The sequence below is a fragment of the Streptomyces sp. CHD11 genome, assembly GCF_018638295.1.
In the GTDB taxonomy this organism is placed as follows: domain Bacteria; phylum Actinomycetota; class Actinomycetes; order Streptomycetales; family Streptomycetaceae; genus Streptomyces.
In genome coordinates this window covers 93,362-118,291 of record NZ_JABTTS010000032.1, presented here as the reverse complement: position 1 = coordinate 118,291, position 24,930 = coordinate 93,362, and the positions used below count along the sequence as shown (strand labels likewise).

General features: G+C 69.0%; 36 protein-coding genes. 30 read left to right on the top strand and 6 right to left on the bottom strand.

The features are described from left to right. Positions 1–77: 77 nt before the first annotated feature. Positions 78–899, bottom strand: coding sequence for an SAM-dependent methyltransferase (locus HTV45_RS28290; RefSeq protein ID WP_215208723.1), 822 nt, complete (start codon positions 897–899; stop codon positions 78–80). 360 nt (positions 900–1,259) lie between these two features. On the opposite strand from HTV45_RS28290, the gene HTV45_RS28285 reads away from it, so the two are divergent. After that, positions 1,260–1,706 carry a hypothetical protein gene (locus HTV45_RS28285; RefSeq protein ID WP_215208722.1) on the top strand — a complete coding sequence of 149 codons (447 nt, stop codon included), beginning with the start codon at positions 1,260–1,262 and terminating at the stop codon, positions 1,704–1,706. A gap of 54 nt (positions 1,707–1,760) precedes the next feature. Here the strand turns inward: HTV45_RS28285 and HTV45_RS28280 are convergent, their stop codons facing one another. Both HTV45_RS28280 and HTV45_RS28275 read right to left on the bottom strand, forming a co-directional pair. Beyond that, positions 1,761–2,423: a response regulator transcription factor gene (locus HTV45_RS28280; RefSeq protein WP_215208721.1), complete on the bottom strand. Its 663-nt coding sequence runs from the start codon at positions 2,421–2,423 to the stop codon at positions 1,761–1,763. Then, positions 2,420–3,637, bottom strand: coding sequence for a sensor histidine kinase (locus tag HTV45_RS28275; protein ID WP_215208720.1), 1,218 nt, complete (start codon positions 3,635–3,637; stop codon positions 2,420–2,422). The genes HTV45_RS28280 and HTV45_RS28275 overlap by 4 nt, the downstream gene beginning before the upstream one ends. A 245-nt stretch (positions 3,638–3,882) precedes the next feature. Between HTV45_RS28275 and gdhA the strand changes: the two genes are divergently transcribed. Further along, positions 3,883–5,241: an NADP-specific glutamate dehydrogenase gene (gene gdhA, locus HTV45_RS28270; RefSeq protein WP_215208719.1), complete on the top strand. Its 1,359-nt coding sequence runs from the start codon at positions 3,883–3,885 to the stop codon at positions 5,239–5,241. Between the two features lie 203 nt (positions 5,242–5,444). Here gdhA and HTV45_RS28265 read toward each other — a convergent pair whose 3' ends face one another. Further along, positions 5,445–6,212 (bottom strand): DUF2071 domain-containing protein, encoded by a 768-nt coding sequence (locus tag HTV45_RS28265; RefSeq protein WP_308309773.1) that lies wholly within the window; start codon positions 6,210–6,212, stop codon positions 5,445–5,447. Positions 6,213–6,333: 121 nt separating this feature from the next. Between HTV45_RS28265 and HTV45_RS28260 the strand changes: the two genes are divergently transcribed. The 6 genes from HTV45_RS28260 to HTV45_RS28240 all read left to right on the top strand — a co-directional run bounded on the left by HTV45_RS28260 (position 6,334) and on the right by HTV45_RS28240 (position 11,561). Next, on the top strand, positions 6,334–6,666 hold the full coding sequence (locus HTV45_RS28260) for a cupin domain-containing protein (protein ID WP_215208718.1): 333 nt from the start codon (positions 6,334–6,336) through the stop codon (positions 6,664–6,666). Positions 6,667–6,993: 327 nt separating this feature from the next. Continuing rightward, the gene (locus HTV45_RS28255) at positions 6,994–8,706 is read left to right on the top strand and encodes a hypothetical protein (RefSeq protein WP_251692864.1); all 1,713 of its coding nucleotides are present in this window, start codon (positions 6,994–6,996) and stop codon (positions 8,704–8,706) included. Beyond that, positions 8,597–9,040, top strand: coding sequence for a hypothetical protein (locus HTV45_RS34535; RefSeq protein WP_251692863.1), 444 nt, complete (start codon positions 8,597–8,599; stop codon positions 9,038–9,040). Before HTV45_RS28255 ends, HTV45_RS34535 begins: the two co-directional genes overlap by 110 nt. Then, positions 9,037–9,582, top strand: coding sequence for a hypothetical protein (locus tag HTV45_RS28250; protein ID WP_215208717.1), 546 nt, complete (start codon positions 9,037–9,039; stop codon positions 9,580–9,582). The genes HTV45_RS34535 and HTV45_RS28250 overlap by 4 nt, the downstream gene beginning before the upstream one ends. Before the next feature lie 127 nt (positions 9,583–9,709). Next, on the top strand, positions 9,710–11,050 hold the full coding sequence (locus HTV45_RS28245) for an AAA family ATPase (RefSeq protein WP_215208716.1): 1,341 nt from the start codon (positions 9,710–9,712) through the stop codon (positions 11,048–11,050). A gap of 4 nt (positions 11,051–11,054) precedes the next feature. Beyond that, positions 11,055–11,561 carry a hypothetical protein gene (locus HTV45_RS28240; RefSeq protein WP_215208715.1) on the top strand — a complete coding sequence of 169 codons (507 nt, stop codon included), beginning with the start codon at positions 11,055–11,057 and terminating at the stop codon, positions 11,559–11,561. A 31-nt stretch (positions 11,562–11,592) separates the two neighbouring features. Here HTV45_RS28240 and HTV45_RS28235 read toward each other — a convergent pair whose 3' ends face one another. Next, positions 11,593–12,054: an ATP-binding protein gene (locus HTV45_RS28235; protein WP_215208714.1), complete on the bottom strand. Its 462-nt coding sequence runs from the start codon at positions 12,052–12,054 to the stop codon at positions 11,593–11,595. 143 nt (positions 12,055–12,197) lie between these two features. On the opposite strand from HTV45_RS28235, the gene HTV45_RS28230 reads away from it, so the two are divergent. Continuing rightward, the gene (locus tag HTV45_RS28230) at positions 12,198–13,043 is read left to right on the top strand and encodes a helix-turn-helix transcriptional regulator (RefSeq protein ID WP_215208713.1); all 846 of its coding nucleotides are present in this window, start codon (positions 12,198–12,200) and stop codon (positions 13,041–13,043) included. Continuing rightward, the gene (locus HTV45_RS28225) at positions 13,040–13,228 is read left to right on the top strand and encodes a DUF397 domain-containing protein (protein WP_215208712.1); all 189 of its coding nucleotides are present in this window, start codon (positions 13,040–13,042) and stop codon (positions 13,226–13,228) included. Before HTV45_RS28230 ends, HTV45_RS28225 begins: the two co-directional genes overlap by 4 nt. Before the next feature lie 65 nt (positions 13,229–13,293). Here the strand turns inward: HTV45_RS28225 and HTV45_RS28220 are convergent, their stop codons facing one another. Further along, a complete protein-coding gene (locus tag HTV45_RS28220; protein WP_215208711.1) occupies positions 13,294–15,048 on the bottom strand; it encodes an NlpC/P60 family protein in 1,755 nt (584 codons plus the stop codon). Between the two features lie 478 nt (positions 15,049–15,526). Here HTV45_RS28220 and rpsJ point away from each other — a divergent pair, with 478 nt between their 5' ends. From rpsJ to rpmD, 20 genes are all read left to right on the top strand, one after another. Further along, positions 15,527–15,835, top strand: coding sequence for a 30S ribosomal protein S10 (gene rpsJ, locus HTV45_RS28215; RefSeq protein WP_003948644.1), 309 nt, complete (start codon positions 15,527–15,529; stop codon positions 15,833–15,835). 16 nt (positions 15,836–15,851) lie between these two features. Beyond that, positions 15,852–16,496 (top strand): 50S ribosomal protein L3, encoded by a 645-nt coding sequence (gene rplC, locus HTV45_RS28210; protein ID WP_215208710.1) that lies wholly within the window; start codon positions 15,852–15,854, stop codon positions 16,494–16,496. A gap of 7 nt (positions 16,497–16,503) precedes the next feature. Continuing rightward, on the top strand, positions 16,504–17,163 hold the full coding sequence (gene rplD / locus HTV45_RS28205; RefSeq protein ID WP_215208709.1) for a 50S ribosomal protein L4: 660 nt from the start codon (positions 16,504–16,506) through the stop codon (positions 17,161–17,163). Beyond that, entirely contained in the window at positions 17,163–17,582 is a 420-nt protein-coding gene (gene rplW / locus HTV45_RS28200) for a 50S ribosomal protein L23 (RefSeq protein ID WP_215208708.1), read from the top strand. Before rplD ends, rplW begins: the two co-directional genes overlap by 1 nt. A 38-nt stretch (positions 17,583–17,620) precedes the next feature. Next, entirely contained in the window at positions 17,621–18,457 is an 837-nt protein-coding gene (gene rplB / locus HTV45_RS28195; RefSeq protein ID WP_103546601.1) for a 50S ribosomal protein L2, read from the top strand. 12 nt (positions 18,458–18,469) lie between these two features. Continuing rightward, on the top strand, positions 18,470–18,751 hold the full coding sequence (gene rpsS / locus HTV45_RS28190) for a 30S ribosomal protein S19 (protein ID WP_003948639.1): 282 nt from the start codon (positions 18,470–18,472) through the stop codon (positions 18,749–18,751). A gap of 44 nt (positions 18,752–18,795) precedes the next feature. Beyond that, positions 18,796–19,143, top strand: a complete 348-nt coding sequence (rplV, locus tag HTV45_RS28185; RefSeq protein WP_215208729.1) for a 50S ribosomal protein L22 — start codon at positions 18,796–18,798, stop codon at positions 19,141–19,143. Further along, the gene (rpsC, locus tag HTV45_RS28180; protein WP_030220998.1) at positions 19,143–19,970 is read left to right on the top strand and encodes a 30S ribosomal protein S3; all 828 of its coding nucleotides are present in this window, start codon (positions 19,143–19,145) and stop codon (positions 19,968–19,970) included. Before rplV ends, rpsC begins: the two co-directional genes overlap by 1 nt. A 5-nt stretch (positions 19,971–19,975) precedes the next feature. Then, entirely contained in the window at positions 19,976–20,395 is a 420-nt protein-coding gene (gene rplP, locus HTV45_RS28175) for a 50S ribosomal protein L16 (protein WP_004927269.1), read from the top strand. Then, positions 20,395–20,619, top strand: coding sequence for a 50S ribosomal protein L29 (gene rpmC / locus HTV45_RS28170; RefSeq protein WP_030831683.1), 225 nt, complete (start codon positions 20,395–20,397; stop codon positions 20,617–20,619). Before rplP ends, rpmC begins: the two co-directional genes overlap by 1 nt. Further along, on the top strand, positions 20,619–20,906 hold the full coding sequence (gene rpsQ, locus HTV45_RS28165; RefSeq protein ID WP_215208707.1) for a 30S ribosomal protein S17: 288 nt from the start codon (positions 20,619–20,621) through the stop codon (positions 20,904–20,906). The genes rpmC and rpsQ overlap by 1 nt, the downstream gene beginning before the upstream one ends. 135 nt (positions 20,907–21,041) lie before the next feature. Continuing rightward, complete coding sequence (rplN, locus tag HTV45_RS28160) at positions 21,042–21,410, top strand: 50S ribosomal protein L14 (RefSeq protein ID WP_003992364.1); 369 nt, start codon at positions 21,042–21,044, stop codon at positions 21,408–21,410. Positions 21,411–21,412: 2 nt separating this feature from the next. Beyond that, on the top strand, positions 21,413–21,736 hold the full coding sequence (rplX, locus tag HTV45_RS28155) for a 50S ribosomal protein L24 (protein ID WP_016645174.1): 324 nt from the start codon (positions 21,413–21,415) through the stop codon (positions 21,734–21,736). After that, positions 21,736–22,293, top strand: coding sequence for a 50S ribosomal protein L5 (gene rplE / locus HTV45_RS28150; protein WP_103546598.1), 558 nt, complete (start codon positions 21,736–21,738; stop codon positions 22,291–22,293). Before rplX ends, rplE begins: the two co-directional genes overlap by 1 nt. Positions 22,294–22,298: 5 nt before the next feature. After that, positions 22,299–22,484 carry a type Z 30S ribosomal protein S14 gene (locus HTV45_RS28145; protein WP_003948630.1) on the top strand — a complete coding sequence of 62 codons (186 nt, stop codon included), beginning with the start codon at positions 22,299–22,301 and terminating at the stop codon, positions 22,482–22,484. 237 nt (positions 22,485–22,721) lie between these two features. Further along, positions 22,722–23,120, top strand: a complete 399-nt coding sequence (gene rpsH, locus HTV45_RS28140; RefSeq protein WP_103546597.1) for a 30S ribosomal protein S8 — start codon at positions 22,722–22,724, stop codon at positions 23,118–23,120. A 24-nt stretch (positions 23,121–23,144) separates the two neighbouring features. Next, positions 23,145–23,684 carry a 50S ribosomal protein L6 gene (gene rplF, locus HTV45_RS28135; RefSeq protein ID WP_215208706.1) on the top strand — a complete coding sequence of 180 codons (540 nt, stop codon included), beginning with the start codon at positions 23,145–23,147 and terminating at the stop codon, positions 23,682–23,684. Positions 23,685–23,687: 3 nt separating this feature from the next. Continuing rightward, positions 23,688–24,071 (top strand): 50S ribosomal protein L18, encoded by a 384-nt coding sequence (rplR, locus tag HTV45_RS28130; protein WP_055592173.1) that lies wholly within the window; start codon positions 23,688–23,690, stop codon positions 24,069–24,071. A 65-nt stretch (positions 24,072–24,136) separates the two neighbouring features. Then, on the top strand, positions 24,137–24,742 hold the full coding sequence (rpsE, locus tag HTV45_RS28125; RefSeq protein WP_215208705.1) for a 30S ribosomal protein S5: 606 nt from the start codon (positions 24,137–24,139) through the stop codon (positions 24,740–24,742). A 3-nt stretch (positions 24,743–24,745) separates the two neighbouring features. Beyond that, on the top strand, positions 24,746–24,928 hold the full coding sequence (gene rpmD / locus HTV45_RS28120; RefSeq protein WP_004927226.1) for a 50S ribosomal protein L30: 183 nt from the start codon (positions 24,746–24,748) through the stop codon (positions 24,926–24,928). Positions 24,929–24,930 lie beyond the last annotated feature (2 nt).

Below are 24,930 nucleotides of genomic sequence, written 5' to 3'. Positions count from 1 at the left end.
AAGCACCACCACGGGCACCGGAAGGGCTGACACCGCCCGTCCCGCGGACACCCCCCGGGGCCCACCCCTCGGGTGATTCACCCCTTGCGGGCCACCGCCACATAGGCCCCGCTGAGGACACCCTCCGACCCCGGCACCGGCTCACCGAGTTCCGGGTGCCACGCCTCGGCCGCCACCATGCCGGGGTCGGCGACCTCCAGGCCCTCGAAGAACCGGGCGAACCGCTCCCGGCTGCGCATGTCCATGGTGAGCCCGCCCGCGCGGTAGAGGTCGACCACCTTCCTGGAGGCCTCCTCCGGGTGGAAGTCGGGTGTGAGGTGGGACATGATCAGATAACTGCCCGGCGCCAGCTCCTCCTTGAGCCGCTCCACCAGCTCGTACGCCCCGTCCTCGTCGCCGATGAAGTGCAGCAGCGCGATCAGGGACAGCGCGACCGGCTTCTCGAAGTCCAGGGACTTCCGGGCCTCGTCGACGATGGCGGCGGTGTCACGGGCGTCCGCCTGCACATAGTCGACGACCCCCTCCGGCGTTCCCCGCAGCAGCGCCTCGGCGTGGACGAGGACGATCGGGTCGTTGTCGCAGTACACGACCCGTGCGTCGGCGGCGATCTCCTGAGCCACCTGGTGCAGGTTCGGCTCCGTCGGGATCCCGGTCCCGATGTCGAGGAACTGGCGCACGCCCCGGCCCGCCACCCAGCGCGTGGCACGGTGCATGAACGCCCGGTTCATCCGCGCCATGACCGGGATGACCGGCGCGAACCCCACGAGCTGCCGCCCCAGTTCCTCGTCCACCGGGTAGTTGTCCTTGCCGCCGAGGAACCAGTCGTACATCCGCGCGGGATGCGGCTTGCTGGTGTCGATCCGCAGGGGAGCGTCCACGCCCGATTCGTGCTGAGTCACCGTTAGTCCCCTTGTCGCACGCAGGAGTTGACCTGTGAAGGTGTTGTGGGTCGCCACGATAGCCAGCTCCCGGGCACCGCGATCAGCCGGGCGCCCCCGGCCCGGCGGGAAGGGGCAGTCGGTTGAGCCGTGATGCCGACGGTGCCGTGATGCGCGTCCTCGGAGCGAGGCCGCGGAGGAGGCGTCAACCACAGGCATACGGCGGAGGGTGCACGGGGGTCGGCGTATCTCAGGTCTGGGCCGGACGACGGGCCGGTGCGGCGCTCGTAATGTCATGCCCAGGTCGGACACGACCTGTCAGTGAGCGGCCGCGGCTACCAGGAACGCGGCGGCCGATGACATCGAAATGGGGGATGAACCATGAACTTCCGTCCCATGGCCGCCCGTGCGGCGTTCACCACCACGGCGGTCGCCGCCGCGACCCTGCTGTTCGGCACCCAGGCCGCCGTCGCCGCCACGAACGACAGCTTCTCGGTGGGCACGACGAGCGGTGGATGCGGTGTGGTCGACTTCGTCGACTACGGGCCCGGCGCCCCGGGCGGGGGCAACAACGACGACTACCTCGTCATCCACGACTACTGCAGCGACGGCAAGGGTGTCCGGGCGTACGCCTGGATCGACGACATCTACCTCGGCGCCAGGAACAACACCAACGGGCTGGCCGGCGCCGCCGTGGTCTGGGACCCCTTCAAGGAGTGGGGCAACATCATCGCCGGTGACCGGGTGGGCATCAAGGTGTGCCTCTTCAACAGCAACAACACGCTGAGCCGGTGCGCCGACGCGTCCCGCGTGAGCGTGGACGGCTGAGACCGGGCGCGTGGCGCACCGCCAAGGGGGAGTGGTGCGCCACGCGGCCCGCTGTCACCGGGCCTGTCCGGGGACGACCAGACCGCTCTCGTACGCCATGACGACCGCTTGGGCGCGGCTGCTGAGGGAGAGCTTGCCCATGATCCGGTACAGGTGCGTCTTGACCGTCCCCTCGGTGACGTGCAGCTCCCGGGCGATGGCCTCGTTGTCGATACCCAGGCCGACCAGCCGCAGGACCTCCCTCTCCCGCGCGGTCAGCTCCGACAGCGCCTCCCGTTCGACCGCCGAGGCGGGCTGCCGGGTATAGGCCTCCACCAGGCGCCGGGTCACCGCCGGGGCGAAGAGCATCTCGCCGCGGGTCACCACCCCCACCGCTTCGATGAGCCGCCGCGGCGAGGTGTCCTTGAGCAGGAAGCCGCTGGCACCGGCGCGCAGCGCCGCGTACACGTACTCGTCCACGTCGAAGGTCGTCAGCACGATCACGTGCGGCGGGTCCGGCGCCGTCTTCAGGATCTCCTCGGTGGCGGTGATACCGCTGATGCCCGGCAGCCGGATGTCCATCAGGACGACGTCCCACCGCTCGCGGTGCGCCGCCTCGACAGCCGCCTCACCGTCGGAGACCTCCCGCACGTCGGTAATGTCCGGCGCGGTCCGGAGCAGGGACGCCAGGCCGGCTCTGACCAGCTCCTGGTCGTCCACCACGAGTACGCGGGTCATGGTCCCTGCCCCTCCGACTCCTCCGGGCGCGCACGACGGGGCGCGGGCAGCGGGAGGACCGCTTCGACCTCGAACCCGCCTCCGTCGTGGGGTGCTGCGGACAGGCGTCCTCCGCAGATCCTGGCCCGTTCGCGCATACCGATCAAGCCGAGTCCCGAGCCGGGGACGGTTTCCGGTCGCTCGTCCGTGCGAGTGCGGCCGTCCGGGCCGCCGTCGTCCCGGACCCCCAGGACGACCTCGTCCGGGGTGTAGTCGACGGTGAGGACCACCCGGGCGCCGGGAGCGTGCTTGATGACGTTGGTGAGCGCCTCCTGAGCGACCCGGTAGACGCACACGTCGACGATGGGCGGCAGGGGGACCGGTGCACCCGATGCCGCGAACCGTATGTCCAGGCCGGCCGCGGTGGCGCCGTCGACCAGCTCCGGCAGCCGGTCGAGGCGGGGCGCCGCCTCGTACGGGGCCTCCTGCCCGTCGTCGTCGGACTGGACACGCAGGACGGTGAGCAGGCGCCGCAGCTCGTCGAGCGCGCCGCGCCCGGTCTCCGCGACGATCCGCAGGGCGCCGCGGGCGGCGGGGGCGTCCGACGTGAGCACCGTCTCCGCGAGTCCGGCCTGAATGGTGATCACCGACATGTGGTGGGCCACCACATCGTGCAGTTCCCTGGCGATCGCCATGCGTTCGAGCGTGACGGCGTTGCGGGCGCGTGCCTCCTGCTCGGCCATCAGGTCCGCGGTGACCTCGCGGAGCCTGGCGTTGGCGCGGACGAGGAGGTAGCGAGTATGGCCGAAGGAGATGGCCACGACGGGGACGAGGACGGCCTGGGCGGCCACCAGCGCGGGGTGCAGGCGGCCCGCGAACCCGCTCAGCGCCATGACCGCGGCCACGGGGACGCCCCCGGCCCAGGCGACGGCGAGCGGACGGCATCCGGCCAGGCTGAGCAGGCCGACGACCGGCGCCCAGACGTTCACGGACGGCTGGTAGCCACAGCCGAGGTACGTGGCGTACGCGGCCGCCGACGCCAGCACCGTCGCGACCGGTGACCGGCGTCGTGCCGCCAGTGGCAGTGCGGTCAGGCAGGCCAGGACGTATCCGAGTCCGTCGAATGTGCGCCAGCCGGGTGGCTGGTAGTAGGCGCCCGCGATGCAGCTGACCGCCGCGAAACCGAACGCGATGACGGAGTCGGTCGACGATGGCCGTAAGCGAGAGGGGGTCATCGCGGGATGTTAAGGCCGGCGGGGGTGACCGAACCCCGGATCGCCGTCCCGGATTCTGTAAGCCGTGTCCAGATAGCGGACATTAAGGATCGGCTCTTGGTATCGCGTTAACACCCGAGTAACACTGGGAGGGTCGGCCGGCCTGTCGTATACAACAGGGCGGCCGCTGTCCCGCGGTCGGCAACGGCGCCGAGCGCCCCTCACCGGTCCCCGGACCGGTGTCCGCCGTGCCAGAAAGGGACCCCGTGACCTCACGCCCCGACCCCAAGATGTCGCTCGACCAGCTGCGTGCCGAAGTGGAGCGCCGCAACCCGGCGGAGCCCGAGTTCCACCAGGCCGCACGCGAGGTGCTGGAGACGCTCGCTCCGGTGCTGACCGCCCGGCCCGAGTACGCGGTCCCCGGACTCGTGGAGCGGCTCGTCGAGCCGGAGCGTCAGATCATGTTCCGGGTGCCGTGGCAGGACGACGCCGGCCAGGTGCACGTGAACCGGGGCTTCCGGATCGAGTTCAACAGCGCCCTCGGCCCCTACAAGGGCGGCCTGCGCTTCCACCCCTCGGTGAACCTCGGCATCGTCAAGTTCCTCGGCTTCGAGCAGATCTTCAAGAACGCGCTCACCGGGCTCGGCATCGGCGGAGGCAAGGGCGGCAGCGACTTCGACCCGCAGGGCCGCAGCGACGCCGAGGTCATGCGCTTCTGCCAGTCCTTCATGACCGAGCTGTACCGGCACATCGGTGAGTACACCGACATCCCGGCCGGTGACATCGGCGTCGGCGCCCGCGAGATCGGCTACCTGTTCGGCCAGTACCGGCGGATCACCAACCGCTGGGAGGGCGGCGTCCTCACCGGCAAGAGCTCCGGATGGGGCGGTTCGCTGATCCGTCCGGAGGCGACCGGCTACGGCAACGTGCTGTTCGCCGAGGCCATGCTGCGCGCCCGCGGCGAGGAACTGGAGGGGCAGACCGCGGTCGTCTCCGGCTCCGGCAACGTGGCGATCTACACCATCCAGAAGCTGGCCGCCCTCGGCGCCAACCCCGTGACCTGCTCCGACTCCAGCGGCTACATCGTGGACGAGAAGGGCATCGACGTGGAGCTGCTGCGGCAGATCAAGGAGGTCGAGCGCGGCCGGGTCATCACCTACGCCGAGCGCCGGGGCGCCTCCGCCCGGTTCGTGCCCGGCGGGCGGGTGTGGGAGGTCCCGGCGGACGTCGCCCTGCCGTCGGCCACCCAGAACGAGCTGAACGCGGACGACGCCGCCGCCCTGATCCGCAACGGTGTGAAGGCGGTCTCCGAGGGCGCCAACATGCCCACCACGCCCGAGGCCGTCGACCTGCTCCGGCAGGCCGGTATCGCCTTCGGCCCCGGCAAGGCGGCCAACGCGGGCGGCGTCGCGGTCAGCGCGCTGGAGATGACGCAGAACGCCTCACGCACCTCGTGGAAGGCCGACCAGGTCGAGCAGGAGCTGGCCCGCATCATGACCGACATCCACACCACCTGCGCCGAGACCGCCGAGCGCTACGGCGCCCCCGGCGACTACGTGACCGGCGCCAACATCGCCGGATTCGAGCGGGTCGCGGACGCGATGCTCGCGCAGGGCGTCATCTGAGGCGTGCCGCCGGGCCCGGCACGCGCGGGGCCGGCGCCCCGCCCGCACCGGTGGGCGGGGCCGGACGTGCGTACTGATGAGCGGCGCCGGACGCGCGTGCCGGACCCCGCCGTCCGCGGCGCGGCCCCGGCCNCCCGCACGACGCCCCGGGGCGTCGTGCGGGGCCACACGCGCCGCGTCACGGAGGGACACACGCGCCCGCGTCACGGCGTGGGGATGCCCGCCGGACGGGCAGGCCGGCCGAAGCGGGCGGGGACGCCCGGGGAGTACAGCACGCTCACCGGCTCCCCGGCCGGTGCCGGCAGACCGGCCGCCGTGATCAGGTCCTCCTCGCACTCCACCAGCTCGGCCCGCTCCAGCGGCCAGCGCGGATGCGCGTTGGGCAGGTACATCGACCGCCCGAAGAACGCGCCGTGCATGCCCCAGCGGGCGGTGAGGAAGTGCTCCAGCTCCGTCGGCTCCCCGATCGCCTCGCCCCGTCGCACGGTGAGACGGCTGCCCGCACCGCGCGGTCCCGGCCAGCGCCGGGAGCCGGTGTACGTCACCCTGCCGCCGTCGAGGTGCCCCACGCTCATCCGGGACCAGACGTACGGCATCCGGAACCCCAGGCGCCCGATCGCCACCGGGATCAGCCGGGAGGCGTCCAGGGAGAGGAAGACGACCCCGCGCCGTCCGTGCGGGTCCACCGAGTAGAGGCGGACGTTGGTCTCCGGGAAGTTCCCCAGGTACGGCACCCCCGGCAGCCGCAGCCAGCCCACCCGGTGCATCCGGAACGCGACGAGACCGACGTACGTGACCCCGTCCAGCGTGTCGGGCACGGTGCCCGGCGGCAGCAGACCGGCCACGTCGGCCGGGTCCACCGCCCAGTGCACGAACGTCAGGTCGAGCCAGGACTGGGTGAGCAGCGGGCGCGCGATCGCCTCCGGCGGGTCGGGCGTGACGGGCTCCGGGGGCAGCGATGTCGACGGCACCGGGCCAGTATCGCGGAGCACGCGGGCACGGCACGGGCCGTCCGGGTGAACGTGGCCGACACCACGGTGTACCCCACACGGCCCTGGTGACCGTGCGCCGCCGGCGGGAACACTGGGAGCCATGCAGAAGCTCTCCCTCGACGCCCTCGCCCGTGAACACCTCGAACGCGCCGCCGCCGCGTCCAACGGCCGCAGCGCCACCACCGTCTACGGCGGCCACGAGCACACCCTGCGCCAGACCCTCCTCGCGCTGACCGCCGGCACCGGCCTCGCCGAGCACGAGAACCCCGGCGAGGCCACCCTGCTGGTCCTGCGCGGCCGCGTCCGCCTCACCAGCGGCGACACGGAGTGGGAGGGCCGCTCCGGCGACCTGATCGCCATCCCCCCGGCCCGCCACGCCCTGGAGGCGCTGGAGGACGCGGCGGTGATCCTCACGGTCGCCAAACTGGGCTGAACGCTCCGCCGGGACGGTACGGCACGACGCGTGGGGTGGCTCGCGCTGCCCGCCGGGGTGGGCGGAGCGGCCGTGACGTCACGCTCCGCTACGCCGCGATACCGTGTGCGACAGCGGTCGACCCTCCGACACCGGTGTGGCCGCGCGGGAGGGCGACCGGACGGGGAGGACGGTCCGTGGTGACGTGCACCGCTGGGACGTGCACCGCTGGGCCGGAGCGACGGCAGGGACGAAGCCGAACCGGTTCACGGTGAACCCTGCCGGGACGCTCTGCCGAGCCCTGCCGAGACACCCTGGGGGACCGAGATGCCGACCTACCACGAGATCATGACCACGGATCTCGGCGCACTCACCACGGCCGCCGAACAGTGGGACGGGATGGCGGGTGAGTTCGCCGAACAGGAGAAGGCCTACCGCCGGGACGTGCACGGCATCTCCCTGGGCACCGGCTGGGAGGGACTGAGCGCCGGCGCGGCCAACAGGCGTTTCGACATCACCCTCAAGCAGTTCGAGTACGCGCAGACGGAGGCCAAGGCGGTGGCCGCACTGGTACGCGACGCGCACACGCAGTTCGTCGAACTGCGCGGCCGGCTGAAGTCGGCCCGGCAGGACGCCGTCGACGCGGGCATGAAGGTGTCCGAGACCGGACGCGTGAGCTTCGACATGGAGCGGCTGCCGGAGGAGTCACGCAGGTCGGTGCGCCAGGATCCGGCCTGCCTGGACGCCGTCCAGTCGTGGCAGGACCGCATCGACAAGGCGGTCCGGGATGTCACGGACGCGGACACCGGCGTCCGGATCGCCCTGCGGGCCGTCGTGACCGACTCCAGCCCCCTCGCCGGCGGCAAGGGCTTCAACGGTGAGGCGAAGGGCGACATCGAGAAGTACGAGGGTGAGGCGGCCGAGAAGGCACTGGACCGGCTCCGCGAGGGCGAGCGCCTGTCCGACAGGGAACTCGCCGAGCTGGAGCGGACGTTCCGCGACAACGCCGACGACCCCGCGTTCTCCCGCACGCTCCTGGACGGCCTGGGCGCCGAAGGCACCATCAGACTGACGAACGAGCTGAACGACCTCGTCCACGCGCGCGGCGACGGCCGCGCGGACCACTACACGAAGATCGGGACCGGCCTGGCCCACGCCCTCGCCTCGGCGACCCGGGACACCGGGTCGCCCTGGTACGAGGGCTGGCGCGAGGACATGCGGGAGGCCGGCGTGGCCCGGTACGCCACCGACGCCCAGGGAGCCCGCCTCGACGAGGCGGTCGGCTACCAGTCACTGGTCACCCTCATGCAGAAGGGCGACGGGTACGCGCCGGACATGCTCGCGGACCTGACCGACGACATGATCGCGGCCGAGAAGAAGGACCCGGGCATCTGGCGCCTCAAGCACGAGTACAGCGGAGAGCGGGGCGGCTGGTTCGCCAACGACCCGGTGGACGGCATGCTCGGCCTCATGAGCCGGAACCCCGACGCCGCCGCGGACTACCTCGGCTCCGACGCGCACATGACGTACCTCATGAACGAGCGGGACTGGGAGGTCACCCTGCACGAGCGGGAGGGGATGAAGACGACCACGTACACGCGGTGTGGACGGCGACAGCCACGCGGGCTTCGGCGCCGCCCTGCAGGCCGCGACGACCGGTATCGACCCGTCGGACGGGAACGCCCGCTACGTCGAGCACACCGAGCAGAACGAGGCGGTCCTCAAGTCGGCCCTGACGACCCTGGCCGACGAGGGCGACGACTTCCCACCGTCCCTGCGGGAGCCCATGGCCACGATCCTGGTCAACCACGGGGACACGGTGTACACGGCGATGAGCAACGTCGACATCGCGGCCTCGCCCCTCGACCAGACCGACCTCTTCGAGGTCACGAAGCAACTCTCCAAGGACCAGGACGCCTACGGCACGCTGAACGCGGGACTGAACCAGGCGATGGTCACCGGCATCCACGATGCCGACAGCTCCTACCCGGAGGAGTCCCTGACGCGTGCGGGCCGCACGGTCGGCTTCCTGGCGGAGGCCCGTGTCCAGGCCCAGGGTGATCCGGAGATCGCTGAGTTCGGGGCCAAGCCGCTGCTCGACGAGGCCATCAGCTACATCCCGGTCGCCGGTGACAGGATCCAGCAGGGAGTCGACTACGTCACCGAGAAGTGGCTGGAGGACGAGCAGAGGAGCCTGGACGGGCAGGCGGCCAAGGAGAACATCGCCCGGTATGAGGACCGCAACAAGCAGTTGATCGCTCTGGCAGAGGAATGGCAGGAAGTGCACCAGAAGGACGGTGCCCCCCAGTACAGGCCGGCCGACAAGATCGAGCAGGCCGCAGAGATCGGGATCTCCCGGGCTCAGGGAATCTCCGGAGGCGGGACGAGGGGATGAGTCGTCTGTTCCGGGGCATCGTCCCCGTGGCACTGGGAACTCTGCTGGTCCTCGGAGGCCTGTGGCTGTTCGGCGGCGAGGGGAAACGGGAGCTGCCCGAGTCGCTCTGCGGAACCCGTATAAGCCCACGTCTCCTGGAGCCGCTGCTTCCGGCCGAGGGCGATGTGTCCGAACGGAACGACGTGGAGAGAGGGGAACCACAACCGTCCTCCCCGTGCCGCGTCTACGTCGGTGACGAGGTCGCTCTGCGTCTGCGGTTCGCGTGGCACTCGGATCCCGTCGACCCGCTACAGGTGGCCGGGTCCGTGGATTCGGTGTCGAACCTTTCGATGCCGGAGAGGGTGGATCTCCCGGAGGAAACGGTGATCGGCTACGACGGAGCGATCTCCACGACGCTCTGCGAGACCGAGGGAGGCTCCCGTTTCACGCTGTCCGTACTACTGGAGGGAGCCAATTCCACCCGTGACACCTACCGGGCCCCTCTTGAGGACTTCATGCGCGCCTACTTCCCCGCCACCGTGAAGACGCTGAACTGTCGCTGAGCCGGTCGGCCGGCGGTGGTGTGGCGCTTCGGCACGCCGGTCGGTCGCTGTTGGACGCGTCGTATGGGCTGCTGCTTAGCTGAGCGAAGGACTGCGTCAGGTCGATAGTGAGTGAAAGAGGTGCCTGGTGGACACTCCCCGTCTTGAAGAGGTGCGACTGACCTCCTTCAAGAGCTTCACCGAGCAGCGTCTGCCCTTGCAGGATCTCACCGTGCTGATCGGGCGGAACGGCAGTGGGAAGTCCAACGCGCTCGACGGACTGATGGTGTTGTCCCGGCTGGCACTGGGCGAACCGGTGAGGGACGCGCTGGACGGGCCCCGCACCGGGGGAGAGGAACCGATCCGGGGCGGCGCCGAGGGGTGTGTGCCGCTCGGGGAGGACCGTTTCGCGCTCGGGTGCCGGGTGCGGTCCGGTGAGGCGGTCTTCGATCTGGACGTGGTGATCGCGGTCTCTCCCGAAGTGCGCATCCTCCGTGAGGAGCTGACGGCGGTCGAGGGCGTGCCGTATGCGGGCCGCCGGCTGGCGGAAGGGCGTTCTCTCCTGACGAGCGACGCACCGGACGCACGCCGCAGCGACCTCAACGTCCGCTACTTCAACGGGCGGCGCGGTCTCGATCCGGGGGTACCGTTCGCCGCCGACAGGCTGCTGGCCGGGCAGGTGCCGGTGAGGCTGCCCGCGACCACGGAGGCCACGAAGCTCGTACACCGGGCGGCGCGGGACGTGCTCGCCGTCCTGCGGGACGTCTTCCTCCTCGACCCGGTTCCGCACCTCATGAGGCAGTACGTCAATGCGCGTGACGCGGAGCTCAGACGCAGCGCCGACAACCTGAGCGCGGCGGTCGCCGGCCTGGCCAAGACCGATCCCGCCGCTTTCGACAGACTCACGGAGCTGGTGGCGGGCATGCCCGAGTACCCGGTGCGGGGGATGAGCAGCGTTGACACCAAGTTGGGGGATGTACAGCTGGTCCTGCGCGAGGCGGGATACCACGGAGCGGAACACGACGTCCCCGCACGGCTCCTGAGCGACGGCATGCTGCGGTTCCTTGCCTTCGGCACCGCTCTGCTGAGCGCGCCCGTCTCCGACGGTGGCGTCGAACCGCTCCTGACGCAGCGGCACCTGGTGATCGAGGAGATCGAGAACGGCCTCTACCCCACCCAGGCCGCGCGGGTACTGCGTCTGATGAAGGATGAGTCCCAGCGGCGCCGCATCGACGTGCTCTTCACCACCCACAGCCCGGCCCTGCTCAATTCCCTGAACGCGCAGGATCATCCGGGAGTCGTTGTGTGCAGCCGGGACCCGGAGTCGGGGGAGAGCCGACTGTCCCGCCTCACGGAACTGCCCGGCTACGTCGACCTCCTGGCCGCGGGTGACCTCGGTGACGCGGTGACCAAGGGGCGTCTGCCGGATGCCGTGCGGCCCCGGGAAGAGGGTATGACGAGTGTCGAGGACTTCCTGAGGAGCCTGTGAGTCCGTGAGCAGACAGCAACAGTCCGGGCTGCGGCTCCCCGTCGTCGACTTCCTGGACACATCCGTTTTCGTCGAGATCCTCGGCGTACCCCACATGGACGGCCACCGCGGCGAAGTCTTGTCGGAGATGGACGCCCGGCTGAAGGCCAGGGTGCGCTTCGTGCTGCCGACCGCGACCGTTGTCGAGACCGGCAATCACGTCTTCCAGATCAAGAACGGTGACGCCCGCCGGAAGTGTGCCGCGGACTTCATGAGCATGTTGCGCAAGACCGCGAATGGGGAGGCGCCCTGGGTGCTGCACGAGCGGACCTGGGACGGTGCCTTCCTCGCCTCGCTCTGTGACGGCGGCACCACAGGCATGGACCTGGCCACGCACGCCGTACGACAGCAGCTGGGCACCGGCGATCTGAGCATCGTCTCCGAGCGGGACCTGTACGCGGCCAGGGCGAGGGCCGAGGTCCGCATCTGGACGCTGGAGGCCACGATGGGGACGTGGGCCGAGCTGCCCTGAGCCTGGCCCGTACGGCAGTCCCGTCGCCGGGTCACCGGGGTGGGGCGACGGGTCGGGAACCGGTGGGTCCGGTCTCCACCTCGGCCCAGACGGTCTTGAGCGGGGGCGGCCCGGGGACGACTCCCCAACGGTCGGCGAAGGCTTCCACGAGCAGCAGGCCGCGTCCCGACTCGGCGTCGGTGGCGGAGTGCTGTGGGCACGGCATCCGGTCACCGCGCGTGTCGGTGACCTCGATGCGGAGGATGCCGCCGACGACGTACAGCAACAGCCGGAAGTCCCGGCCGGGGACGCGGCCGTGGGTGACGGCGTTGGCCGACAGCTCCGCGACGACGAGTTCCGCCGGGTGCGTCGGCAGTCCCCACGTGCGCAGTTGCTCGGTGGCGAGCAGCCGGGCGAGACGGGCGCCGCGCGGTGTGGAGGACAGCTGGAGGCTGAGGTTACGGACGGGGGCGGCGGCAAGTCGGGGCGCGGGGTCACTGATTTCCTGATTCACGTCACTCAGCGTGGCGGAACCTGCTTCCGTGGAGGAGTGACAACGCCTGCACGTACCGTCACTGTCCCGGCTTTTGTCTCGGCTGTCTCGGCTGTCTCGGCGTTGTACGAGTACGAGTACACGTACGCGCCGGAGGAGGAGCCGTGGACGAGGGTGTCGACGAGGCGGGCTGGGATGTCGAGCCGGGCGACGAGATCGAGCCGGTGGTGCAGGCGGTGGGCCGCCTGCTCAGGGTCTGCCGGGAGTCCGCCGGGATGAGCGTGTCCGAGCTGGCGGACGCCCTCGGGTACGGCGAGGACATGATCCGCAAGATCGAACGCGGGGCCCGCATCCCCCGCCCGGAGTGCCTGGACAGGGCGGACCAGATCCTGAAGGCGCAGGGGCATCTGAGGGCCTTCATGGAGGACATGCGCAAGGCGCGGTATCCGAAGAAGGTGCGGCAACTGGCCGAGCTGGAGGAGCGGTCGGTGGAGATGCTGCTGTACAGCAACCACAACATCCATGGGCTGTTGCAGACGGAGGAGTACGCGCGGGCGCTGCTTCGCACCTGGCGTCCCGCCTACCCGCCGGACGAACTGGAGCGCATGACGGTCGCCCGCATGGCCCGGAAGTCCGTCTTCGAGCGCTCACCCGCGCCGGAGTTCGGCTTTGTCCTGGAAGAGGTGACGCTGCGCCGCCCGGTCGGGGGCACAATGGTGCTGCGCCGACAGCTCGAACACATGCTGCACGTGGCGAAGTTGCCGTTCGTGGAGCTTCAGGTGATGCCGACCGCCAGCGCGAACCACCCGGGAACGGGTGGGCTTGTCGAGGTGCTCAAGTTCGCGGACGGTACGGGGATGGGGCGTACCGACGGCGACTTCGGAGGCCGCCCGGTCTCGCACCCAAGACAGCTCCGCGTCCTCGATCTGCGCTATGGCATCATCCGGGCTCAGGCGCTCACACCAGAGGAGTCTCTGGTCTTCATCGAGCAAATGCTGGGAGAGCTATGAGCACGCCGGAACTCCACTGGTTCAAGAGCAGCTACAGCAGCAGCAGCAACGGCAACGACTGCATCGAAGTCGCCCCCACCCCCACCACCGTCCACGTCCGCGACTCCAAGAACACATCCGGCCCGCGGCTCGCGCTCACACCGGAGGCGTGGGCGGACTTCGTGGCCTACGCGTCGCGGGGCTGATCCCCGACGCCCGCACCGGCAGTCTCATCGCCACCCACCCCCCACCGGCGCCTTCGGCGGGGGTGTCAGATGCGGTGCACCGTGTGCAGGGTCCGGGCGTAGGTGCCCGTTCCGTCCAGGAGTGAGGCGCCTCCCAGATCGGACATGGTGGGGCCGTTGACGGTCTTGCGGCTGGACAGGAAGCGGCGCCCGCCGGCCGTGTCCGTGCCGAGGTGGATGCCGACGTGGTCCGCCGTGGCCATGACGTTGTCATCGCCCGAGTCCGCGTTGAACAGCACGAGATCGCCGGGCTGGAGCTGCTCGGCGGAAGGAGGGATCACCCCGTCGGTGCGGGCGATGCGCACCCCCGGGGCGTGGTCGGCCATGTCGCGGGACCGCCGGGGTATCCGGGTGCCGGAGGTGTCCTCACCCGCGGCCATCGGCACCCCCATGTGGTAGCCGTACACCATCCGTGTGTAACCCGAGCAGTCGAGGTTGCCCACCTGCTTGCTCGACCGGCCGGTGTGGGTGCCGTCGGGAAAGGTCCAGCCGGTGTCCATGTACTCGTGGAAGTCGGCACCCTCGCGGCGCAGACCCCGCGGGTCCAGGTAGCCGTACCCCGCCGCGCCCAGGACCTGTCTGCCCTCCGCCGGTCCGGAGCCGGAGATCACGGCGGGAGCACCGGGGAGGAACATGGCGGCGTAGGCCAGGACGTCCGGCGCGGTGGAGCCGGACCAGGCGCGTACGGTGCTCTCCAGCTCCGGCGTCCAGGTTCCGTCGAAGGGCTCGGGCAGCACCCGCACCCAGTCCCCGTGGGTGACCGTCGGCGGCTCTGCCCACGTGCCGGCGTCCAGTTGGAAGCGGCTCACCAGCAGCTTCATCGGCAGGCTGGTGCAGCCGCGGTTGGCCAGTGCGCGCAGGCCGACGCGTCCCGCCCCGAAGGTCGAGTCGGTGACGTCCACCGCCCACCCGGAGGGCTCCGGTGCGGTGGACGCCCAGGCCTTGGCCCGGATCCGGGTCCCCTCACGGCGCACCCGGATCGTCCAGTCCGTGCCCGCGGGCACACCGGTGGCGACCGTGAGGGCCGGGACCAGCTGGGTGACCGTGTCGTCGACCTCCTTCTCCACCCGCAGTTGCACCGCGCCGGAGGTGACGAAGGAGAGCCGGGCCCGGTAGTTGTTGTGGGTGTTCTGGTAGCCGAAGGACAGGGCGTAGGAGCAGGCTTCCCCGGTGGGCACCTTGTCGAAGCGGGCGACGGAGCGGACGTCGACGTCGGTGAGCGCGTTGTCGCGGATGCTGGCGTGCCGGCTGGCGTAGTCGGTGGTCAGTTCGATGACGCCGGTGCCCGGCAGTACCGAGTAGTCGGTGTCGGCGGGGCCGAGAGTGGACCAGACGCCGCCGCCGGGGGAGCTGCCCCAGTAGGAGCGCCTGTCCGCGGGCAGGGACGGGTCGGGCAGGGTCCGCCCGAAGTCGTCCACGAAGGGGTGCTTGTTCTCCGTGAACGTCCGCTCCGGTCCGGGCAGCAGCACGGTGCGGGCGCCGTGGGTGAGCAGGGCGACGCGTCTGCCGTCCGAGGTGACCTCGGTACGGGACGGGGTGCCCGGCAGGATCCTGGTGGTGAGGGGCGACCGCAGTGTCTCGCGGAGGAAGTGAGCGGCACCCAGCGGTGCCGTCGTCACGGACGAGGGGGTGGAGCCGAGTGTCGTCGGAGCCGCGAGTGGCGTGGCCGGTGCGGCCGTACCGGTCGCCTGTGCGGGGGAGGCGGTCGTGCTGACCAGGGGGAGGGAAGCGGTGGAGGCGGCGAGGACGGCGAGGACGCTGCGCCGTGAGGTGTTCGACATGGTGTTCATGATCGTGGAGCGGCGACCCGCTCCGGGCTCCGGCGCCGGTCCGGAGGCTCCCGCGTTTGATCGCCGTCACTCCCGGGGTAATCTCTTCCGTCCGATTGGCCAGCCCCGGTCCCCGTGTGGCAAACTGTCGGAGTTGCTCGGTCGAGCGTTGATGCTGCGCGCCTCCCGCCGGGAGGGCTGGAAGCAAGTCCCACAGTACTCGTCGCCCCATGCGTTGCGCCGGAAGGCGCAGGGGCGGACGTACGGGAATCTTCCGGAAAGCGTGTGTGCGATGCCGGCCAGGCACCCGGTGGGCCTTTCGCCCCCGGTCCACGGTTCTGGTAAGGCCGTGTCAATCCCCGCAGGGATGTTCGAACGTGGGACATCCATGTCAGCGAGAGAGCGACACGCCCGACCGCGTGGGTCGGACGGCGAGAGTGTGGAACACCGGGTTCCAGAGCGTTGAGAGAAACAGGACTACGGAGTAGCCATGGCGGGACAGAAGATCCGCATCCGGCTCAAGGCCTACGACCACGAGGTCATCGACTCTTCGGCGAAGAAGATCGTCGAGACGGTGACGCGCACTGGTGCGTCGGTCGCGGGCCCGGTGCCGCTGCCCACTGAGAAGAACGTGTACTGCGTCATCAAGTCGCCGCACAAGTACAAGGACTCGCGCGAGCACTTCGAGATGCGCACGCACAAGCGCCTGATCGACATCCTCGACCCGACCCCCAAGACCGTTGACTCTCTGATGCGACTCGACCTCCCGGCCGGTGTCGACATCGAGATCAAGCTCTGAGGGCGGTGATCTGAAGATGACCAAGCAGATCAAGGGCATCCTGGGCGAGAAGCTCGGCATGACGCAGGTGTGGGACGAGAACAACCGTGTTGTTCCGGTCACCGTCGTCAAGGCCGGCCCGAACGTCGTCACCCAGGTCCGTACGAACGACGCCGACGGCTACGAGTCGGTCCAGATCGCCTTCGGCGAGATCGACCCGCGCAAGGTGAACAAGCCCCTCAAGGGCCACTTCGCCAAGGCCGACGTCACCCCCCGCCGTCACCTCGTCGAGATCCGCACCGCGGACGCCTCCGAGTACACGCTGGGCCAGGAAGTCACCGCCGAGGTCTTCGAGTCCGGCGTGAAGGTCGACGTCACCGGCAAGAGCAAGGGCAAGGGCTTCGCCGGTGTCATGAAGCGTCACAACTTCAAGGGCCTCGGCGCCGGTCACGGCACCCAGCGCAAGCACCGCTCGCCGGGCTCCATCGGTGGCTGTGCCACCCCGGGCCGCGTGTTCAAGGGCCTCCGCATGGCGGGTCGCATGGGCAACGAGCGGGTCACCACCCAGAACCTGACCGTCCACGCCATTGACGCGGAGAAGGGTCTGCTGCTCATCAAGGGCGCGGTTCCCGGTCCGAACGGCGGCCTCGTCCTGGTCCGCACCGCGGCCAAGGGGGCCTGAGGTAACGATGAGCACTGTTGACATCCTTTCGCCTGCCGGCGAGAAGACCGGAAGCGTCGAGCTCCCCGCGGAGATCTTCGGCGTGGAGAAGATCAGCATTCCGCTGATCCACCAGGTCGTCGTCGCGCAGAACGCCGCTGCCCGCCAGGGCACGCACAAGACCAAGCGTCGCGGAGAAGTCCGTGGTGGCGGCCGCAAGCCGTACCGCCAGAAGGGCACCGGCCGCGCCCGTCAGGGCTCGACCCGCGCCCCGCAGTTCGCCGGCGGTGGCGTCGTCCACGGCCCGCAGCCGCGTGACTACTCGCAGCGGACCCCGAAGAAGATGAAGGCCGCGGCCCTGCGCCACGCCCTCACCGACCGGGCCCGCCACAACCGCATCCACGTCGTCACCGGCGTGATCGAGGGTGAGGCGCCCTCCACGAAGGCCGCCCGGACGCTGTTCGGCAAGATCTCGGAGCGCAAGAACCTGCTCCTGGTCGTCGACCGCGCCGACGAGGCCGCGTGGCTGTCCGCCCGCAACCTGCCCCAGATCCACATTCTGGAGCCGGGCCAGCTGAACACGTACGACGTTCTCGTCTCGGACGATGTGGTCTTCACCCAGGCCGCTTTCGAGTCCTTCGTCGCCGGCCCGAACAAGGCCAACGACAACGAAGGGAGCGAGGTCTGATGGCTGCTCGTCACCCCTCGATCGCCTCGAAGGCCGCCAAGGCGGCCAAGGCCCGTCGCGTCGCCAAGGCGCGCCGCCACGAGGCCGAAGGCAAGAACACCGTCGTCACTCCGGTGAGCAAGTCGTACACGGACCCCCGTGACGTGCTGCTCAAGCCGGTCGTGTCGGAGAAGAGCTACGCGCTGATCGACGAGAACAAGTACACGTTCCTCGTCGACCCCCACGCGAACAAGACCCAGATCAAGCAGGCCGTCCAGGCGGTCTTCGAGGTCAAGGTCACCGGGGTCAACACGATCAACCGCATCGGCAAGCGCAAGCGGACCCGCACCGGCTTCGGCCAGCGTGCGGCGACCAAGCGCGCGATCGTGACCCTCGCCGAGGGCGACCGTATCGACATCTTCGGCGGTCCGACCGCTTAAGCGGTCAGGATCGTTCGATATCGGACGAGGACTGAGAAATGGGTATCCGCAAGTACAAGCCGACGACGCCGGGCCGTCGTGGCTCCAGCGTCGCCGACTTCGTCGAGGTCACGCGGTCCACGCCGGAGAAGTCGCTGGTCCGTCCCCTGCACAGCAAGGGCGGCCGTAACAATTCCGGTCGTGTGACCGTCCGCCACCAGGGTGGTGGCCACAAGCGCGCCTTCCGCGTGATCGACTTCCGTCGTCACGACAAGGACGGCGTGCCGGCGAAGGTCGCGCACATCGAGTACGACCCCAACCGCACCGCGCGCATCGCGCTGCTGCACTACGCCGACGGCGAGAAGCGCTACATCCTCGCCCCGCGCAACCTGCAGCAGGGCGACCGCGTGGAGAACGGTCCCGGGGCCGACATCAAGCCGGGCAACAACCTGGCCCTCCGCAACATCCCGGTCGGTACCACGATCCACGCGATCGAGCTCCGTCCCGGTGGCGGCGCCAAGTTCGCCCGCTCCGCCGGTGCCTCCGTGCAGCTGCTCGCGAAGGAGGGCTCGATGGCCCACCTCCGCATGCCGTCCGGAGAGATCCGCCTGGTCGACCAGCGCTGCCGCGCCACGGTCGGCGAGGTCGGCAACGCCGAGCAGAGCAACATCAACTGGGGCAAGGCCGGCCGTAAGCGGTGGCTGGGCGTCCGCCCGACCGTCCGTGGTGTCGTGATGAACCCGGTCGACCACCCGCACGGTGGTGGTGAGGGCCGGACCTCCGGTGGCCGTCACCCCGTGTCCCCCTGGGGCAAGAAGGAAGGCCGTACTCGTTCGCCCAAGAAGGCGTCGAACAAGTACATCGTCCGCCGCCGCAAGACGAACAAGAAGCGCTAAGGACGGGTTGAGATGCCTCGTAGCTTGAAGAAGGGACCCTTCGTCGACGACCACCTGATCAAGAAGGTGGACGTCCAGAACGAAGCCGGTACCAAGAACGTCATCAAGACCTGGTCCCGTCGCTCGATGATCGTCCCGGCGATGCTGGGCCACACGATCGCGGTGCACAACGGCAAGACCCACATCCCGGTGTTTGTCACCGAGTCGATGGTCGGCCACAAGCTCGGCGAGTTCTCGCCGACCCGCACCTTCCGGGGCCACGTCAAGGACGACCGGAAGTCGAAGCGCCGCTAGTCGGCGGGGTGCAATCGACCATGACAGACACTGAAGGGACAACCATGGAAGCCAGGGCCCAGGCGCGGTACATCCGCGTCACGCCCATGAAGGCCCGCCGCGTGGTGGACCTCATCCGTGGCATGGATGCCACGGAGGCTCAGGCGGTCCTGCGTTTCGCCCCGCAGGCCGCGAGCGTGACGGTGGGCAAGGTGCTGGACAGCGCCATCGCCAATGCCGCGCACAACTACGACCACACCGACGCCGACAGCCTCTTCATTTCCGAGGCCTACGTCGACGAGGGCCCGACCCTGAAGCGGTTCCGTCCGCGTGCCCAGGGCCGCGCCTACCGGATCCGCAAGCGGACCAGCCACATCACCGTGGTCGTCAGCAGCAAGGAAGGAACCCGGTAATGGGCCAGAAGGTTAACCCGCATGGGTTCCGGCTCGGCATCACCACCGACTTCAAGTCGCGCTGGTACGCCGACAAGCTGTACAAGGACTACGTCAAGGAAGACGTCGCCATCCGCCGGATGATGACGTCCGGCATGGAGCGCGCCGGCATCTCCAAGGTCGAGATCGAGCGCACCCGGGACCGTGTGCGGGTGGACATCCACACCGCGCGTCCGGGCATCGTGATCGGCCGCCGCGGCGCCGAGGCCGACCGCATCCGCGGTGACCTCGAGAAGCTCACGGGCAAGCAGGTCCAGCTCAACATCCTCGAGGTCAAGAGCCCGGAGACGGACGCTCAGCTGGTGGCCCAGGCCGTCGCCGAGCAGCTGTCCTCCCGCGTCTCCTTCCGTCGTGCCATGCGCAAGAGCATGCAGGGCACGATGAAGGCCGGCGCCAAGGGCATCAAGATCCAGTGTGGTGGCCGTCTCGGCGGCGCCGAGATGTCCCGCTCGGAGTTCTACCGCGAGGGCCGTGTGCCCCTGCACACGCTCCGCGCGAACGTGGACTACGGCTTCTTCGAGGCCAAGACGACCTTCGGCCGCATCGGCGTGAAGGTCTGGATCTACAAGGGCGACGTCAAGAACATCGCCGAGGTCCGCGCCGAGAACGCCGCCGCCCGTGCCGGCAACCGCCCGGCCCGTGGCGGTGCCGACCGCCCGGCCCGTGGTGGCCGCGGTGGCGAGCGTGGCGGTCGCGGCCGCAAGCCGCAGCAGGCTCCCGCTGCCGAGGCCCCCAAGGCCGAGGCTCCGGCTGCCGCTCCGGCTGAGAGCACCGGAACGGAGGCCTGACCGACATGCTGATCCCCCGTAGGGTCAAGCACCGCAAGCAGCACCACCCGAAGCGCCGTGGTCAGGCCAAGGGCGGTACGACGGTCGCGTTCGGCGAGTACGGCATTCAGGCCCTCACGCCGGCGTACGTGACCAACCGCCAGATCGAGGCGGCCCGTATCGCGATGACCCGCCACATCAAGCGTGGCGGCAAGGTCTGGATCAACATCTACCCGGACCGCCCGCTCACGAAGAAGCCGGCCGAGACCCGCATGGGTTCCGGTAAGGGTTCGCCGGAGTGGTGGATCGCGAACGTGCACCCGGGACGGGTCATGTTCGAGCTGTCCTACCCCAACGAGAAGATCGCCCGTGAGGCCCTCACTCGTGCAGCGCACAAGCTGCCGATGAAGTGCCGGATCGTCAAGCGCGAGGCAGGTGAAGCGTGATGTCGGCCGGTACCAAGGCGTCCGAGCTGCGCGAGCTGGGTGACGAGGAGCTTCTGGCGAAGCTCCGCGAAGCCAAGGAAGAGCTGTTCAACCTCCGCTTCCAGGCGGCGACCGGACAGCTTGAGAACCATGGCCGTCTGAAGGCGGTCCGCAAGGACATCGCGCGGATCTACACCCTGATGCGCGAGCGTGAGCTGGGCATCGAAACGGTGGAGAACGCCTGATGAGCGAGAACAACGTGACTGAGACCAACCCCGAGGTTCGTGGCGACCGTAAGACCCGCGAGGGCATCGTCGTCGCCGACAAGATGGACAAGACCGTCGTCGTCGCCGTCGAGGACCGCAAGAAGCACGCGCTGTACGGCAAGGTCATCCGCAGCACGAGCAAGCTCAAGGCCCACGACGAGCAGAACGCCGCCGGTATCGGCGACCGCGTCCTCCTGATGGAGACCCGGCCGCTGTCGGCGACGAAGCACTGGCGCATCGTCGAGATCCTCGAGAAGGCCAAGTAGGTAATTCCCGCAAGGGAATTCCCCAGACGTTCCTGCGGGGCATCCCTCGCAGGACAGTTCCGCCAGGCTCCGGGGTCCGCTCGCCCGACAGGGTGAGCGGCCCCCGGGGAACCGGCAGACAAACAGGAGATAGACGTGATCCAGCAGGAGTCGCGACTGCGCGTCGCCGACAACACGGGGGCGAAGGAAATCCTTTGCATCCGTGTGCTCGGTGGCTCCGGTCGCCGCTACGCGGGCATCGGTGACGTCATCGTCGCCACCGTCAAGGACGCGATCCCCGGTGGCAACGTGAAGAAGGGTGACGTCATCAAGGCGGTCATCGTTCGCACCGTCAAGGAGCGCCGCCGTCCGGACGGCTCGTACATCCGCTTCGACGAGAACGCCGCCGTCATTCTGAAGAACGACGGCGACCCTCGTGGCACCCGTATCTTCGGCCCGGTCGGCCGAGAGCTGCGCGAGAAGAAGTTCATGAAGATCATCTCCCTCGCGCCGGAGGTGCTGTGAGCATGAAGATCAAGAAGGGCGACCTGGTCCAGGTCATCACCGGCAAGGACAAGGGCAAGCAGGGCAAGGTCATTGCCGCTTACCCGCGCGACGAGCGTGTCCTGGTCGAGGGTGTCAACCGGGTCAAGAAGCACACCAAGGCCGGCCCGACCGCCAGCGGTTCGCAGGCCGGCGGCATCGTGACCACCGAGGCTCCGGTCCACGTCTCCAACGTCCAGCTGGTCGTGGAGAAGGACGGGAACAAGGTCGTCACGCGCGTCGGTTACCGCTTCGACGACGAAGGCAACAAGATCCGCGTTGCCAAGCGGACGGGTGAGGACATCTGATGACGACCACCACCACTCCGCGTCTGAAGACGAAGTACCGCGAGGACATCGCGGGCAAGCTGCGTGAGCAGTTCTCCTACGAGAACGTCATGCAGGTTCCCGGCCTCGTGAAGATCGTGGTCAACATGGGTGTGGGCGACGCCGCCCGCGACTCCAAGCTGATCGAGGGCGCCATCCGCGACCTCACCACGATCACCGGTCAGAAGCCGGCCGTCACCAAGGCCCGCAAGTCCATCGCGCAGTTCAAGCTGCGCGAGGGCCAGCCGATCGGTGCCCACGTCACGCTCCGTGGCGACCGCATGTGGGAGTTCCTGGACCGCACCCTGTCGCTCGCGCTCCCGCGCATCCGCGACTTCCGTGGTCTGTCCCCCAAGCAGTTCGACGGACGTGGCAACTACACCTTCGGTCTCACGGAGCAGGTCATGTTCCACGAGATCGACCAGGACAAGATCGACCGCACCCGGGGTATGGACATCACCGTGGTGACCACGGCGACCAACGACGAAGAGGGCCGCGCCCTTCTCCGTCACCTCGGCTTCCCGTTCAAGGAGGCGTGAGCGAGATGGCGAAGAAGGCTCTCATCGCGAAGGCTGCTCGCAAGCCCAAGTTCGGAGTGCGCGGTTACACCCGCTGCCAGCGCTGCGGTCGTCCGCACTCCGTGTACCGCAAGTTCGGCCTGTGCCGCGTGTGCCTTCGTGAGATGGCTCACCGTGGCGAGCTGCCGGGCGTGACCAAGAGCTCCTGGTAGTCCGGGTAATTCCGGACTCCAGGGCTCTCGGTAAGCAAGGGGAACGGCGGGAGTCCCGCTCCGTATGGCTTAGGCTTGCGGGGTTGGGCACCTGCCGTGCCCGCACGCACGCGGGCAACGCCCGCTCATGTTTGCTTACTACGCCGTAGGTCCACCGCGCCGCACCCGTCCCGTCTCGGATCGGGGAGAGGGATGGCGCACCAGGAAACCCCGGCGAGAGAGGCCGAAGGCCAATTCATGACCATGACTGATCCGATCGCAGACATGCTTACGCGTCTGCGGAACGCGAACTCGGCGTACCACGACACCGTGGCGATGCCGCACTCGAAGATCAAGTCGCACATCGCGGAGATCCTCCAGCAGGAGGGCTTCATCACGGGCTGGAAGGTCGAGGACGCCGAGGTCGGCAAGAACCTCGTCCTGGACCTCAAGTTCGGTCCCAACCGTGAGCGCTCCATCGCGGGCATCAAGCGGATCTCCAAGCCCGGTCTCCGGGTGTACGCGAAGTCCACCAACCTGCCGAAGGTCCTGGGCGGCCTGGGCGTGGCGATCATCTCCACGTCCCACGGGCTCCTCACGGGACAGCAGGCCGGCAAGAAGGGCGTAGGCGGAGAAGTCCTCGCCTACGTCTGGTAACGGAAGGGAACGGAGGAAACAGCTATGTCGCGCATCGGCAAGCTCCCCATCGCGGTTCCCGCCGGCGTGGACGTCACCATCGACGGCCAGACGGTCTCGGTCAAGGGCCCCAAGGGCTCGCTGACCCACACCGTCGTGGCGCCGATCGAGATCGCCAAGGGTGAGGACGGCGTTCTGAACGTCACCCGCCCCAACGACGAGCGTCAGAACAAGGCCCTGCACGGCCTGTCCCGCACGCTGGTGGCGAACATGATCACCGGCGTGACCCAGGGTTACGTGAAGAAGCTCGAGATCAGCGGTGTCGGTTACCGCGTGCTCGCCAAGGGTTCGAACCTGGAGTTCTCCCTCGGCTACAGCCACTCGATCACGGTCGAGGCCCCCGAGGGCATCACCTTCAAGGTCGAGAACCCGACGCGCTTCTCGGTCGAGGGAATCGACAAGCAGAAGGTCGGCGAGGTTGCGGCCAACATCCGCAAGCTGCGCAAGCCCGACCCGTACAAGGCCAAGGGTGTCAAGTACGAGGGCGAAGTCATCCGGCGCAAGGTCGGAAAGGCGGGTAAGTAAGCCATGGCATACGGGCAGAAGATCCTCAAGGGCGACGCCTACAAGCGTGCTGCTATCAAGCGCCGTCACATCCGGATCCGCAAGAATGTCTCTGGTACCGCAGAGCGTCCCCGCCTGGTCGTGACCCGCTCCAACCGCCACATCGTGGCGCAGGTGATCGACGACCTCAAGGGCCACACGCTGGCTTCGGCGTCCACGCTGGACGCATCGATCCGTGGTGGCGAGGCCGACAAGTCCTCGCAGGCCAAGCAGGTCGGTGCCCTGGTCGCGGAGCGCGCCAAGGCCGCCGGTGTCGAGGCTGTCGTATTCGACCGCGGTGGCAACCAGTACGCGGGGCGCATCGCCGCCCTGGCGGACGCCGCCCGCGAAGCCGGTCTGAAGTTCTAGAGCCGCCCGTCGCGGTAGCGACTGTTGTTGCTGCGAGCTAGCGGAAACAGAGAGAGGTAATTCCAATGGCTGGACCCCAGCGCCGCGGTGGCGGTGCCGGTGGCGGCGAGCGGCGGGACCGGAAGGGCCGTGACGGTGGCGCATCCGCCGCCGAGAAGACCGCGTACGTTGAGCGCGTAGTCGCGATCAACCGCGTCGCCAAGGTTGTGAAGGGTGGTCGTCGCTTCAGCTTTACCGCGCTGGTCGTGGTGGGCGACGGTGACGGCACCGTGGGTGTCGGATACGGCAAGGCCAAGGAGGTGCCGGCCGCCATCGCCAAGGGTGTTGAGGAGGCCAAGAAGCACTTCTTCAAGGTCCCCCGCATCCAGGGCACCATCCCGCACCCCATCCAGGGTGAGAAGGCTGCCGGCGTCGTGCTGCTCAAGCCGGCGTCCCCGGGTACCGGCGTGATCGCCGGTGGTCCGGTGCGCGCCGTGCTCGAGTGCGCCGGTATCCACGACGTGCTGTCGAAGTCGCTCGGCTCCGACAACCAGATCAACATCGTGCACGCGACCGTGGAGGCCCTCAAGGGCCTGATGCGTCCCGAGGAGATCGCGGCCCGCCGTGGTCTGCCCCTCGAGGACGTGGCTCCCGCGGCTCTTCTCCGCGCACGTGCCGGGGCGGGTGCGTAGGTCATGGCGCAGCTCAGGATTACGCAGGTCAAGTCCTACATCGGCAGCAAGCAGAACCACCGTGACACCCTGCGTTCCCTTGGTCTCAAGGGCATCAACACGCAGGTCGTCAAGGAGGATCGTCCCGAGTTCCGCGGCATGGTGCACACCGTCCGCCACCTCGTGACGGTCGAGGAGGTCGACTGATC